Here is a 13,777-nt window from a genome sequence, read left to right on the forward strand (position 1 = left end):
TGTCTATTGAATAAGGGGTATATATGAGGGGGAAATATATGGTATAGTAAAAGTATAACTATTTTATTTTATGAAAAGGAAAGGAGTTATTATGTATAGTACGAAAATATTGGATGATTATGAGTATGAAACTTTTAATGTTTTTTCTACAAAATTAAACCCAAATACAAAACACGATTATTTATCAAAGGTTATGTTATTTAAAGAGTTTCTAAAAGGAAAGGAATTAATTTATGTAACAAAAGAAGATTGTAAAAATTTTGTGGACTATATACAAACCAAATATGCAAAATCAACTTGTGAAAAGATATATAGTTATTTACATAGTTTTTACAACTTCTTAAGAAAAGAAGGATATATAGATATAAATCCATTTAGACATGTAGAAAAACCAACAGTAACTAGAATAAAGACAAAGGATGATGTTTTAAGCATACAGGAAATAAATAAGCTTATAGGTATTTTGCCAAAACTGAATATAAGAGATAGAGTGATAATAGTCTGTCTAGTTACTACTGGGTGTTTATTAAATGAATTAGTTAGCTTAAAGTGGAAAGACCTTATGGTAGATGAAAACGATAACTCGTATGTTAGACTAGGAAAGGGAAGAAAAGAGAGAGTAGTAAAGTTACATCCATACTTTTTTAGGCTTTTAGAAGACTACAGAAACTATTCTGGACTTCCAGAAGTAATAATACCTAATGATGATTTTATTTTTACAACTCAAAAAAGCAATTCTATAACAGATAGAAATGTCAGATTGATAGTAAAAAAAGCATTAGATTTAGCAGGACTTTCTCAATATTCAGCAAGAGACTTTAGACATTCATTTGCAGCAATAAGTTTAAGACTTGGGGCAGATGAGAGTGACGTAAAAAATCAACTTGGCTGGAGTGATAAATACTATGCAATTAGGTATAAATATGTATTGAATTTTGTTGATAGCGAGATTGTGGATTATTTAATTGAAAAAGATAATCTAGATATAAATAAAAAATATTAGCACATAAAAAATAATCTATATAAATATGAACAAAAAATAAAAAAGCCTTGTTATAGTTCGTAAAATTATATATAATTATTTATGTACTAATATGTACATAATAACTATACAACAAAAGATTTAAGGAAGGTGCTAATATAATGATAGATAACAAATATACTACGTACTCAAATCCGCTTACAGATAGATACTGTAGTAAAGATATGAGTTATATATTTTCTCCACAATTTAAATTTTCTACATGGAGAAGATTATGGGTTGCTCTTGCTGAAGGTGAGCATGAGTTAGGAATCAATATAACTGAAGAACAATTAGATGAGTTAAGAGCTAATATAGATAATATAAATTTTGATGAAGCTAGAAAAATAGAAAAAGAAGTAAGACATGATGTAATGTCTCATGTAAAAGCGTATGGTTTACAATGTGAAAAAGCTAAAGGAATCATTCATTTAGGAGCAACATCTGCTTATGTTGGAGATAATACAGATGTTGTACAAATGAATGAAGCTCTAAAACTTTTAAGAGTAAAGCTTGTAAATTTGATAAACAACTTAAAAGAATTTGCACTTAAGTATAAGGATATGCCAGCTCTTGGTTTTACGCACTTTCAAGCAGCACAACTTACAACAGTAGGGAAAAGAGCTTGTTTGTGGGCTCAAGATTTAATTCTTGATTTAGAAGACTTAAATTATAGAATAGACAATATGAAATTAAGAGGAGTTAAAGGGACTACTGGGACTCAAGCAAGTTTTTTAAGTTTATTTGAAGGAGACCATGAAAAAGTAAAAGAGTTAGATAAGAAAATCTGTAACAAAATGGGATATAGTTCTTCTTATGCAGTAAGTGGACAAACATACACTAGAAAGCTGGACTATCAAGTAATAAGTGTATTATCAGGAATAGCTCAAAGTATGCATAAAATGACTAATGACATAAGACTTTTACAAAGTCTAAAAGAATTAGAAGAGCCATTTGAAAAAAATCAAATAGGTTCATCAGCAATGGCTTATAAAAGAAATCCAATGAGAAGTGAAAGAATAGCTTCTTTATCTAAATATATAATATCTGAATCTATAAGCCCTGCAATGGTACAGGCTACTCAATGGTTAGAGAGAACATTAGATGACTCAGCCAATAAAAGATTAGCTATACCTCAAGCTTTTATGGCAGCAGATGCTATACTTGAAATAGGTATAAATGTAACTGATGGGTTAGTAGTATATGAAAATATGATAAATAAACGTGTAAATGAAGAACTTCCTTTTATGGCTACAGAAACAATACTTATGGAAGCTGTAAAAAGAGGTGGAGATAGACAGGAATTACATGAGATAATAAGAGAATATTCTATGAAAGCTGCTTATAGAGTTAAACATGAAGGTAAAGATAATAATTTAATTGAGCTTATAATGAATGATGATTCATTTAAAATGAGTAAGGAAGAAATATTATCTATAATGGACCCAAAAAACTTTATAGGTAGAGCTCCAGAACAAGTTGTAGAATTTGTAAATGAAGTTGTAGAACCAGCTATAAAAGATTATAAAGAAGATTTAGGAAAAGTAGATGTGGATTTAAGAGTGTAAGTTTTATAGATAAAATATAATTAAAAATGGCTATCTTATTTATAAATAAGATAGCCATTTTAATGGGCTAGCGTCTGCTCTTCACCGCTGTGAAGAGTTCTTCCTTATTTACTATATCATGAATTTAATAAAATAGCTATATAAATAATATTTAATCAGAGAAATATTATTAAAAATAAGAAAAACAATAAGATTACTAATTAAATTTAATCATTATTTAAAAACTATTGTACTTGCAATATTTTTAATGTAAACTGAAATAAGTTAGTTAGATAATTTAATAAATTTTAAAACAACTGAGGTGATTGTATGAAATACGTAGTAAAAGATACTATAAGTTTTTTGGTAAAAACATTTCCGAAGATTTATTCTAGCTTATATTTAGAAGACCTAAAAAAATTCGCACCAGACTATAATGTAAATAAAACACAATTAAGAGCATTAGTATTTATAAGAAATTATGGAGTAATAAGCATGACTGATTTATGCTCTAAATTAAATATAGAAAAAGGCAGTCTAACTAGTATGGTAGATGATTTAACAGAAAAGAAATATGTAACAAGAAAAAGAGATTTAGTTGATAGAAGAAAGTATTTAATTGATATTACAGAAGAAGGAGATAAGATAGCTTCTGATTTTATGGATAAATTGAGTGATGGATTAGAAGAGAAGCTTTCTAGACTAACTGAAGAAGATAGAAAGAACTATCTAGGAGCAATAAATACTCTTCAATATATATTAAATAAAGACGAATTTAGATAGAAAACTATGAAAAATCCCCTTTTCAAATATTGGTTGAAAAGGGGACTTTTTATCTGATAAAATTTACATAAAGTAAACTTTTAAAATTTATTTGTGTAAAGCTACATATTGCTCTAAACCTTCTTTTAATAATGTAGCAGCTCTATGAAGGTCAGTTTCATTTAGGATGTAAGCTAATCTTATTTCGTCACGTCCTAAACCTGGAGTAGCATAGAATCCTTCAGCAGGGCAAACCATAACAGTTTCATTATTTTTACTGAACTCTTTTAACATCCAGATTGTGAAATCTTCTGCATTTTCAACTGGTAATTTAGCAACTATATAGAATGCACCAGTTGGTTTTTTACATATAACACCTTCAACTTTTATTAATTCATTGTATAATACGTCTCTTCTTTTTTTGTATTCTTCATTAACTTCTTTGAAGTAAGAAGCTGGAGTTTTGTATAATTCAACAGCTCCTATTTGTTCTAATGTAGGAACACAAAGTCTTCCTTGACACAATTTAAGTATTTGAGCTATAAGACCTTTATTTTTACAAGCGATAGAACCAATTCTAGCACCACAAGCACTGTATCTCTTAGAAACACTGTCTATTATTATAACTCTGTCTTGTACACCTTCTAAGTTACCACAGCTAGTATACTCAAGTCCATCATAAACAAATTCTCTATAAACTTCGTCTGCTATTATCCATAGATTTTTTTCTTTAGCTATTTCAGCTAGGATATTAAGTTCTTCTTTTGTATAAATTGCACCAGTTGGATTTCCTGGGTTAGAAAGAATTATAGCTTTAGTTCTATCATCTACCTTAGAAGCTATTTCTTCTTTTGATGGAAGGTGGAAACCGTTTTCTGCTTTTGTTGTAACAGCATTAACTTCCACATTTACACATTGACCAAATCCATTGTAGTTAGTATAGAATGGTTCTGGAACTAATAAATTATCTCCTGGGTCACAAACAGCCATCATAGTGAAAAGTAAAGCTTCACTACCACCATTAGTTACTAATAATTCATCTTTTTCAAAATCCATGTTGTAAGTTTTGTAGTAATTTTGAAGTGCTTCTAATAATTCTGGAATACCTTCAGAAGTAGCATATTCTAAAACTTCGCTATCAAAGTTTTTAACAGCATCAAAAAACCCTTGAGGAGTTTTTATGTCTGGTTGACCTATATTTAAGTGATATACTTTGATTCCTTTATCTTTTGCTGCTTGTGCAAATGGAACAAGTTTTCTGATTGGAGAGGCTTGCATTGCACTAACTCTGTTTGAATAATTCATTTTAATACCCCCTATTTAATTTAAATACGTATATTGTATTATGTAAATTGTATATTGGAATACAAGACATCTTTACAAGATAATAATAACATACTTATAGGTAAAAATCATCAAAAAAAATTAATATAGCTTTAAAATAAACTTTTAACAAATTACAGTGAAATACTCGTATTTATACTAATAAATTATATGTACATAAACTTATTTATAGTATGATAATATATGGATATATTAGTTATAATTTTTTAGTATTAGAAAATTAAAATACCTAATACTAAATATGTAAAATTATAAAAAATATTATAAATTTATTTAACAGATACAATAAATATCATATAATTATATTAAAGGCTATTAACTAAGAGGTGTTAATTATGAGAGAATTAAGAATAGATCCAATTACTAATGATGTTGTTATATTTGCTACTGATAGGCTGAAAAGACCATTAGATACAATTGATGTACCAAATGATGAAGAAGAAACGAATGAATACGATGAAGGATGCCCATTTTGTAAGGGAAATGAAGCTTATGCAACAGATACACTATTTGAAATAAAAGGTGATGAAGGTTGGCTTGTAAAATCTATATATAATAAATTTCCTATAATTGATGATTTGGCAAGAGATATATATGGTATTCATGAGGTAATGATAGAAAGCAATAAACATAACAGCAGTTTTTACAATATGAATCAAAAAGAATTTGAAGATGTTTTTTTTATGTATAGAAATAGATTTAAAGATTTGTCGAAAGATGACAAAGTAGAATATGTGAGTATTTTTAAAAATTTCTTGAGAAAGGCTGGAGCATCTTTGATGCATCCACATGCTCAAATACTATCTATGTCTTTTATTCCACCTGAAATTACAAATGAATTGTTGGTTTCAAAAGAGTATTATGATAGTAATAAAAGCTCTTTGTATAATGACTTGGTAGAAAATGAAATAAGTTTAAATAAAAGAGTGGTTTATAATGGAGACGCTTTTTTAGTGATTATACCATATGCAACTAAGTACAGTGGAGAAGTAAGAGTAATATTTAAAGACAACATAAAGTTTGATGAATTAACAGATAATAATGTAAAAGAGATTTCTATGATATTCGAAAAGTTATTTAAAAAATTATATAATATAAATGGGTATATGCCATTTAACTTATGTATCCATACTCATCCAACAAAAATTGAAACAAAATCATACTTTAATGTCCATATGCACATAATACCAAGAAAGTATAACCTTGGAGGATTTGAACTTGGAACAAATATGTATGTTTCTTCAATGAATCCTGAAGAATTAACAAAAAAATTAAAATTTGATTAAAGTATGTATCTTTTAGGTATTAAAGAAATAATGATTTTAAAATAAATTTATAGTATATTAATGTTAAAATAAAAACAAATAGAAAAATAAATAAAAAAACTAATAGAAAATTGCTATTTAGATGAGGAGTGGAATATGAAATTTATATCGTGGAATGTCAATGGGATAAGAGCGTGTGTTGGGAAAGGATTTTTAGACTTTTTTAGAGATATTGATGCAGATATATTTTGCTTACAAGAGACTAAATTACAGGAAGGGCAAATAGAGTTAGATTTGCCAGGTTATTTTCAGTACTGGAATTATGCAGAGCGAAAAGGCTATTCAGGTACTGCTATATTTACAAAAAAAGAGCCTTTAAAAGTAATGTATGGAATAAATATAGAAGAACATGATAAGGAAGGTAGAGTTATAACTTTAGAATTTGAAGATTTTTATTTTATTACTGTATATACGCCAAATTCTCAATCTGAATTAAAGAGATTAGAATATAGAACTAGATGGGAAGATGACTTTATAGATTATTTAGTTAAATTAGATAATCATAAGCCTGTAATAGTGTGTGGAGATATGAATGTTGCACATAAAGAAATAGACTTAAAAAATCCTAAAAACAATACAAAGAACGCAGGTTTTACAAAAGAAGAAAGAGAAAAATTCTCTAAATTATTAGATAGTGGATTTATAGACACATATAGATACTTTAATCCTGATAAAGAAGGAGTGTATAGTTGGTGGTCATATAGATTTAATGCAAGAAAAAATAACGCTGGATGGAGAATCGATTATTTTTGTGCATCTAAAAAATTAGAAGATAGATTGACAAGTGCAAATATACATACTGAGGTATTGGGGTCAGACCATTGTCCAGTAGAATTAGAGATAAGATAGAAGTTTAATCAGGATAAAAATTGGGCTGTAGATGTAAATTTAAAGTTAATTATTCTTTTAATCTACATGCCTTTTTTTAACCTAAATAAATTTCACTTATTTTTTCTTTGCTTAGAGTTTTCTAACTCAAATTGATTTGTTTTTCCCATGTTGTAAGCTAAATTAATAATTTTTTTCTCATCTTTAGTCAAATCACGATTTAGAATTTTCTTAAACTCATCAAATAATTTATCATAGTCAACTCTTTTTTTATTAGAATACTTTATAGATTTAGATTTAATATTTGTATACACATATATATCAGGTACTATGCTTGGATTATATATCTTAATAAAAACCTTCGCTGTATAATATGCATCATTTAAAGCGTTGTGATAAGACATTTTTTCATCAAGTTCCAATATAGAAATAGCATTTTTCAAGCCAATACTTTTTCCTGCTGGATTATTAAAATATTTAGATGCATGTTGTTGAATATTAATATAAGACTTAGGTAAAATATCTGATGCTAGCTTATGATAATTGATATTTCTGTATAACTCCTTTAAATCTCCAACCCCCCAAACACATAGTATAGGGTCGTGTGATGCTATGAATTTTATGAAATTGTTGTAAACCTCAGGAAAAGTAGGTGAATCGTTAAAATCAGAGTCTTTAATATTGGTCATACGACTAATAAAAGGGTGCATTGCCTTGTATAGTGTAGGTTTAATATAGCTATTAAATGTATCTACTATATTAAATTTAGAATCCAGTTTAATTGCTCCTATTTGTATAATTTCAAAAGGACATTTTTCATTGGACACAGTTTTATTGAGTTTTTTGTCAAATCCTTGGTTGAATTCCAAATCGAAAATTATGTATTCCATAAAGTTTATCTCCTAAATTTTTGTATTATTACTAGTATAGATTATATTATAAGCTAAATTAAATTTTTAAACAAAAATACTTTTATTTTAGTATACCCCATATTTATAAAAATGTTAAACTATTGTATGTATAATATTTTTCCAAGAAAAAATATTGCGAACTTTTTGTACTTGATATATAATAATATAAATAAAAACACGAATAAAACACGAATATTTTGCAAGAAAAATTCATGAATATAAGGAAAAATGAATTTTATCTTGTATATTTAATAAAATAAAATTTACACAAAAATCATAGGAGAGTGAAAAGATGGAGAGTTTATTATATGTAATAGAGAAAGATAAGCATACCAATGAAGAAATAAGAGAAATCCTAGAGAGCAATAAAAACATAAGGTTCGTTTCTTTAATGGGAGTTGACTTAGGAGGAAATGCAACAGATGAAAAAATTCCTGTAGAATTATTTTTAGAGGATATAGATAAATTCTTAGAATCAGCTATACAAACTGATGGTTCAAGTGTTGAACTTTACAATATAGCAACATTGAATAATGCAAAAGTAGACTTAATGCCAGATAAAAGTTGTCATTGGTATGTAGATTACAATATGGAATACATAGATGAAGAAGTAGGGTTGCCTGTAGGAACATTAAAGATACCTGCATTTCTAATACACGATAATAAAAAAGTATGTTCTAGGGGAATTCTTCAAAAAGCAGATAAATATTTTAAGAAATCTATGTTTGAAATATTTAGAGAATATCCACATGTAATAAACAATATAGGAATAAACTCAGTAGATGATATAGAAGAAATAATGTTAACAGCAGCTACAGAACTCGAATTTTGGGTTAATACTCCTGAAGATAAAGCTGACTTAGAAAAATTATATGTATCACAAAGCTTAAAAGAACAATACTGGAAAAGAACTCATGGTATTATAAGAACTTGTCTGGAACAAAGTTTAATAATACTTCAAAAGCTAGGTGTAAGCCCTGAAATGGCTCATAAAGAGGTTGGGGGAATTCAAAGTTCTATAAGTATAGATGGAAAAACAAACCATGCTATGGAGCAATTAGAGGTTTCTTGGAAGTTTTCTACACCACTACAAGCAGCAGATAATGAATTATTAGTAAGAGATGTTATAGAAGATGTATTTACATCGCATGGATTAGAAGTTACATTTAAAGCAAAGCCGATTCATGGAGTTGCAGGAAGTGGTGGTCATACACATGTAGGAGTAAGTGCAAAATTAAAAGATGGAAGTATCAAAAACTTATTTGCTCCAAAAGATTTAAAAGAAGACTATCTAAGTGAATTAGGGTATGGAGCTCTTATGGGACTTCTTTATAATTATGAAGTATTAAATCCGATTGTAACCGCTTCTAATGATGGATTTAATAGACTGGTTCCTGGATTTGAAGCACCTGTATGTATAGTTACATCTTTAGGTCATAGTTATGAAATGCCATCTAGAAATAGGTCGGTACTTGTTGGGTTAATAAGAGATATAAAGAATCCAAAAACTGTAAGATTTGAATTAAGATCACCAAGTCCTCTATCTAATACTTACCTAGTAATAGCAGGATGTTATCAAACAATGTTAGATGGTATAAAAGCAGCAGCTAAGAGTGGACTTAGTACTAAAGAACTAGAAAAAGAATTATCTAAAAATGTGGGAGAAGAAAGTTTCTATTTAGAAAAAGACAGAGCATATAGAGATGAAAATGATGTATTTGAACATTATAATTTAGAAGAAAGAAATGCAAGATTTGGAACACCTCCAGCAACAGTTTATGAAAATATGAAAAACCTAGAAATATATGCTTCTAAATTAAAATCTTTAAAACAAGGTGATGTATTTACTGATAGTATAATAGAATCATTTAAAGTTGGGGCAATAGATAAGTGGCAAAAAAAATTAAAAACTAGAATAATAGAAGCTGGAATTCAAAAGATAAGAAGTATTGTAAAAGTACACACAAAAGAAAATATGGATGCACTTGATGAAGTAGTTTGGAATTCAATATCAGACTTAAAGTTTAATATTATGAAAGATACTTTAACTAGGGAATCACTATTTACTAGAGTAAGAGAGGCTGTAGAAAATAAAGATTATCAAACTGCTTCGGATTTACAAATAGAACTAAAGAGAAGCATGGAAGAAATACAACAATTATATATGCAATACAAGAAAAATATATATTAAGATAAAGTAGTAATAATTTGATTTTGATGTTATAAAGGCAATTAAGTATGATTAAATCATTTTGAGTTAAATCTCAAATGTAAAAACCATACTCAATTGCCTTTAATTTTGGATTTTAAGTTTTACAATAAAATTAATATAAAATTAATTATATTGATTATCTATTAACTCTGATATATAATCAGCAATTTCATCTGGATGAATGACTGTTTTAAACTCTTCTAGATTCTTTTTCATAAAATTTATTATAGAATCAAACTCATTTGATACTAACTTATAAAATATGTTTTTTAGGTCTAGGTCATCACTATAAATCATTCCAAGTCCTTTATCTATTATAAATTTAGCATTTTCAATTTCTTGACCAACTTTTGGCATTTTAACAAGTACTGGAGTTTGAGACTGGATTGCTTCAAATATAGTTGCTCCTCCAGGTTTAGTCAACATTAAGTCACATTCTTTTATCAGATTGTACATATCATTTACAAATCCAAGTACTTTTATATTTTTTAGAGGTTTTTTATGAGTTAAATTATCATATAGTTTTTTATTTTTACCTGTAACTATTGTAATCTCTATGGAATTAATATGTTCTTCAATGAAGTCATCTATCCAATGCATAAAATCCTCATCTATATCAAATAGACCTCTTCCTCCACCCAAAAGCAATAGCCTATATTTTCCATAACAAGGTTCTTTACTTTCAATCTGGAATCTCTTATCTACAGGAACACCAGTAACTTTTATGGAATCTGGACTTATTCCTTTTTGAAAAAATCTATTTTTTATCTCTGGAGATGGAACAAAATATAAATCTGTATTTTCAAAAACCCATTCCATACTGTCTACAACATCTGTGATAACTGTCAATGTTGGTATATTTATATCAGGGTTTTTTATCTTGAAATTATTTACACAAGCAGCAGCTAGTGGAAATGTAGAGATAATCAAATCTGGATTTATATCAGAAATATACTCAGAAAGTTTAGGTGTATATAATTTATGAGAGAAATCATGTCTTGAGTCAAACGATTTCTTAAAATAATAATAATAATTATATAATCCAGGAGTATATTTTGTATTGTTTTCATAAAGCTTCACCATAGGCTTATTCATCATAGGTATACTTGCATTTATAAAGTTTTGTATAACAACATTGTAATTACTATATTTTTCCATGATACATTCTTTAACTGCTTTTGCAGCACTTATATGACCAGCACCAAATTGAGCTGTTAAGATTAATATAGTTTTATCTTCTTTTGTTTTAGACAATTTATCACCACTTTCATAAAATATATCTGATTAGAGTATTATACATTTACATAAGAATTTAATCAATAATAATATTAAAAAATAACTATTGTGTAAAACATAGTACTGTGTTATTATAAAAACATAAGAAGTTTTAACATAGTACCTTGTAAAACACAATACTGTGTATTTAAAGAAAGGATGGAGTATATGAACACACAATTTAGAAAGGGTGTCTTAGAAATTTGTGTACTTGCTCTAATATCTAAAAAAGATATGTATGGATATGAAATAGTACATAATATTTCCAAAGTAATAGATGTAAATGAAGGAACGATATATCCTATTCTAAGAAGACTGACAAAAGATTTGTATTTTGAAACGTATATACTAGAATCTAATGAGGGTCCTGCTAGAAAATACTATAGAATAACTTCACTAGGAAAAGAAAACTTATCCAATCTGATGGAAGAGTGGAGAGAATTTGTAAAAGCTGTTGAGATTTTAATAAGTGAAGATGAGGGAGGTAATGAACTTGAATAAAACTGAGTTTCTGGAAATTTTAAAGGATTATCTAAAAAAGGATTTTTCTGAGAGCGAAGTTAATGATATATTGAGAGATTATGAAGAATATTTTGTAGATGGGATTATAGAAGGAAAGAGTGATATGGAAATAATAGCATCACTTGGTTCACCAAAATCTATAGCAAGAGAACTTATTCTACAGACAAAAGAAAAAAACATTGAAGATGAAAAAATAATAAACACAGATATTTTAAATGATAAGTTTAGTAAATTCAAGTTAGATATGAAAAAGGGTTATTCTATTTTAAAAGATGAAGCTAAAGAAAAGTACAATAAATCGAAAGAAAGAGTAAATGATAAGCTTACTCCAAGTATAGAAGAAGGTGTCGGAGGAGTATCTAGAGAAGCTATAAAGATTTTATTAGTATTTTTATCCTTATTATTGATTATTCCAGCATTTGCATTTGTATGTGCTATTATTTCAGTTGCTATTGGGTTAGTATGTACATTGATTGCTTTTGTCATATCAATTCCATTTGTGATTAAATTTATTTCAATGGTTCCAGATGTTACAATGTTTTGTATATTTGCGACTATAGCATTTATAGGTTTAGAGATACTGGCATGGCAAATTTTACTGTTTGTTATAAAGTTAGGTAAACAATTGTTAGGCAGTTATATAAATTGGATAAAGAGAAAAAACATTTATATAAATGCAAATAAAAAGATGGAAAAAAGAAATAAGGATACTTTAAGTGAGAAAGATTTAAATAAAGATAGTAATGAAGATTTATATGATGATTATTGTAATATAGAAAAAGAAGAGAATATAAAGGAATCTGATAATTACAACGATGATAGTATAAATTTTGAGGCAATGTATAAAGATTTTGAAGAAATAGATGATAAGAAAGGAGAAGATAAACATGAATAAGAAACTTGCCATATTTGCTGCTGTTTTATTGGTAATAGGTATAATTGGAACAACATGGTCAGGGATTTTAGTTATGCCAAGCTTAATAAACTTTGGACTCGAAAAAGAAGCTGAATTCAAAAAGGAAAATAAACTTTATCAAGAAAAAGTAAATATTGACAAGTTAGATGTATCTGTTGGCAATATAAATGTTACGATAAAGAGACATTCAAGTGAAGATGTACGTGTGACAACAAGAGGAAACAATGAATTTTACAAATATAATGTAACTTTAAAGGATAAGACATTAGTTGTAAAAGGTGAAAGAAAATATGAAAATCGTGTTAAAAAAATTAAAAATTTTGACCAATTATTCAATACATCTATAAATAATATGTTTTCAGGAGATTATAGGGAAATAGTAATCTATGTACCAAATAATGTAGATATAAATGTATCAAGTGTAGATTCATCTTTATTAGTATATGATAATGTAGCTTCAAGCAATATAACATATAAGACTTCTTATGGAAGATTTGAGAGAGTTATAACTGAAAATAATATAAATAAGCTAGATACATTAAACTTAATATCTAGCAATAATCTTGAATTATCTACAAAATCAGTCTTAGGTGTTAAAAACGTAAATATAGAAACAGAATCATTAGATATATCTTCAGAATATGAAGACATATTTGTCAATAATGTAGAACAATATATACCTGAAAATATAAATATAAAAGAAAAAATAGGTAGAAATTCACATTACGATAACAACTTTAGCATATATTGTGATTTTCCAATTGCTAAAAATTTAGATATAGAGGTTCCAAATTCTAAAGTAAGTCTTAGTCTACCAGTAAATAAGTATAAGTTTAATTGCGATATAAAATCTAAAGAAAGAATAGAAGAAATTAATGATGAGTCAGAAGAATACAATGATAGTTCAATTGAATATGAACACAGTGAAGAAAATCATAACGCATATAAAAATATAAGAGAAATAAAAGGGCTTTTAAATGAAAACTTGTCGAATTTAGAACAAGAGTATACTATAAAAATAAATTCAAATAAATTAGAAATGTAAATAATTCATTACTATAATTAATAAATTGACCTAAAAGTATAAAAATATAGTCTATACTATGGTATAATA

Annotated in this window: 12 protein-coding genes; 9 read left to right on the top strand and 3 right to left on the bottom strand. The window is 27.3% G+C overall.

Annotated elements, in window-relative coordinates; genetic code table 11:
- The first annotated feature begins 91 nt into the window (after window positions 1–91).
- From IC219_RS12375 to IC219_RS12385, 3 genes are all read left to right on the top strand, one after another.
- The gene (locus IC219_RS12375; protein WP_227831204.1) at window positions 92–1,003 is read left to right on the top strand and encodes a tyrosine-type recombinase/integrase; all 912 of its coding nucleotides are present in this window, start codon (window positions 92–94) and stop codon (window positions 1,001–1,003) included.
- 140 nt (window positions 1,004–1,143) lie between these two features.
- Window positions 1,144–2,589 (top strand): adenylosuccinate lyase, encoded by a 1,446-nt coding sequence (gene purB, locus IC219_RS12380; protein ID WP_227482258.1) that lies wholly within the window; start codon window positions 1,144–1,146, stop codon window positions 2,587–2,589.
- 309 nt (window positions 2,590–2,898) lie between these two features.
- Entirely contained in the window at window positions 2,899–3,351 is a 453-nt protein-coding gene (locus IC219_RS12385; protein ID WP_227434246.1) for a MarR family winged helix-turn-helix transcriptional regulator, read from the top strand.
- An 87-nt stretch (window positions 3,352–3,438) separates the two neighbouring features.
- On the opposite strand, the gene IC219_RS12390 is transcribed toward IC219_RS12385, so the two are convergent.
- Window positions 3,439–4,635, bottom strand: coding sequence for a pyridoxal phosphate-dependent aminotransferase (locus IC219_RS12390; protein WP_227831203.1), 1,197 nt, complete (start codon window positions 4,633–4,635; stop codon window positions 3,439–3,441).
- Window positions 4,636–5,009: 374 nt separating this feature from the next.
- On the opposite strand from IC219_RS12390, the gene galT reads away from it, so the two are divergent.
- Both galT and IC219_RS12400 read left to right on the top strand, forming a co-directional pair.
- Window positions 5,010–5,960 (top strand): galactose-1-phosphate uridylyltransferase, encoded by a 951-nt coding sequence (galT, locus tag IC219_RS12395; protein ID WP_227434248.1) that lies wholly within the window; start codon window positions 5,010–5,012, stop codon window positions 5,958–5,960.
- A 135-nt stretch (window positions 5,961–6,095) separates the two neighbouring features.
- On the top strand, window positions 6,096–6,848 hold the full coding sequence (locus IC219_RS12400) for an exodeoxyribonuclease III (protein ID WP_227482259.1): 753 nt from the start codon (window positions 6,096–6,098) through the stop codon (window positions 6,846–6,848).
- A 92-nt stretch (window positions 6,849–6,940) separates the two neighbouring features.
- Here the strand turns inward: IC219_RS12400 and IC219_RS12405 are convergent, their stop codons facing one another.
- On the bottom strand, window positions 6,941–7,717 hold the full coding sequence (locus IC219_RS12405; protein WP_227434250.1) for a 3'-5' exonuclease: 777 nt from the start codon (window positions 7,715–7,717) through the stop codon (window positions 6,941–6,943).
- A gap of 313 nt (window positions 7,718–8,030) precedes the next feature.
- On the opposite strand from IC219_RS12405, the gene IC219_RS12410 reads away from it, so the two are divergent.
- On the top strand, window positions 8,031–9,929 hold the full coding sequence (locus IC219_RS12410) for a glutamine synthetase (RefSeq protein ID WP_227434251.1): 1,899 nt from the start codon (window positions 8,031–8,033) through the stop codon (window positions 9,927–9,929).
- A gap of 144 nt (window positions 9,930–10,073) precedes the next feature.
- Here IC219_RS12410 and IC219_RS12415 read toward each other — a convergent pair whose 3' ends face one another.
- The gene (locus IC219_RS12415) at window positions 10,074–11,204 is read right to left on the bottom strand and encodes an MGDG synthase family glycosyltransferase (RefSeq protein ID WP_227434252.1); all 1,131 of its coding nucleotides are present in this window, start codon (window positions 11,202–11,204) and stop codon (window positions 10,074–10,076) included.
- A gap of 189 nt (window positions 11,205–11,393) precedes the next feature.
- On the opposite strand from IC219_RS12415, the gene IC219_RS12420 reads away from it, so the two are divergent.
- Genes IC219_RS12420 through IC219_RS12430 form a run of 3 tightly spaced genes read left to right on the top strand, consistent with a single transcriptional unit; the run spans window position 11,394 to window position 13,708 of the window.
- Window positions 11,394–11,726: a PadR family transcriptional regulator gene (locus IC219_RS12420; protein ID WP_009889116.1), complete on the top strand. Its 333-nt coding sequence runs from the start codon at window positions 11,394–11,396 to the stop codon at window positions 11,724–11,726.
- The gene (locus IC219_RS12425) at window positions 11,713–12,642 is read left to right on the top strand and encodes a DUF1700 domain-containing protein (RefSeq protein WP_227482261.1); all 930 of its coding nucleotides are present in this window, start codon (window positions 11,713–11,715) and stop codon (window positions 12,640–12,642) included. The genes IC219_RS12420 and IC219_RS12425 overlap by 14 nt, the downstream gene beginning before the upstream one ends.
- The gene (locus tag IC219_RS12430; protein WP_227434254.1) at window positions 12,635–13,708 is read left to right on the top strand and encodes a DUF4097 family beta strand repeat-containing protein; all 1,074 of its coding nucleotides are present in this window, start codon (window positions 12,635–12,637) and stop codon (window positions 13,706–13,708) included. Before IC219_RS12425 ends, IC219_RS12430 begins: the two co-directional genes overlap by 8 nt.
- The last annotated feature ends 69 nt before the right edge of the window (window positions 13,709–13,777 follow it).

It is taken from the genome of Clostridioides sp. ES-W-0018-02 (genome assembly GCF_020658175.1).
Lineage (GTDB): Bacteria > Bacillota > Clostridia > Peptostreptococcales > Peptostreptococcaceae > Clostridioides.

What these genes read in the sequence shown, in the direction of transcription:
- IC219_RS12420 (WP_009889116.1), top strand. Translation starts at nt 11,394, where the DNA reads ATGAACACACAATTTAGAAAGGGTGTCTTAGAAATTTGTGTACTTGCT.
- IC219_RS12390 (WP_227831203.1), bottom strand. Translation starts at nt 4,635, where the DNA reads ATGAATTATTCAAACAGAGTTAGTGCAATGCAAGCCTCTCCAATCAGA.
- IC219_RS12405 (WP_227434250.1), bottom strand. Translation starts at nt 7,717, where the DNA reads ATGGAATACATAATTTTCGATTTGGAATTCAACCAAGGATTTGACAAA.
- galT (WP_227434248.1), top strand. Translation starts at nt 5,010, where the DNA reads ATGAGAGAATTAAGAATAGATCCAATTACTAATGATGTTGTTATATTT.
- IC219_RS12375 (WP_227831204.1), top strand. Translation starts at nt 92, where the DNA reads ATGTATAGTACGAAAATATTGGATGATTATGAGTATGAAACTTTTAAT.
- IC219_RS12410 (WP_227434251.1), top strand. Translation starts at nt 8,031, where the DNA reads ATGGAGAGTTTATTATATGTAATAGAGAAAGATAAGCATACCAATGAA.
- purB (WP_227482258.1), top strand. Translation starts at nt 1,144, where the DNA reads ATGATAGATAACAAATATACTACGTACTCAAATCCGCTTACAGATAGA.
- IC219_RS12425 (WP_227482261.1), top strand. Translation starts at nt 11,713, where the DNA reads ATGAACTTGAATAAAACTGAGTTTCTGGAAATTTTAAAGGATTATCTA.
- IC219_RS12400 (WP_227482259.1), top strand. Translation starts at nt 6,096, where the DNA reads ATGAAATTTATATCGTGGAATGTCAATGGGATAAGAGCGTGTGTTGGG.
- IC219_RS12385 (WP_227434246.1), top strand. Translation starts at nt 2,899, where the DNA reads ATGAAATACGTAGTAAAAGATACTATAAGTTTTTTGGTAAAAACATTT.
- IC219_RS12430 (WP_227434254.1), top strand. Translation starts at nt 12,635, where the DNA reads ATGAATAAGAAACTTGCCATATTTGCTGCTGTTTTATTGGTAATAGGT.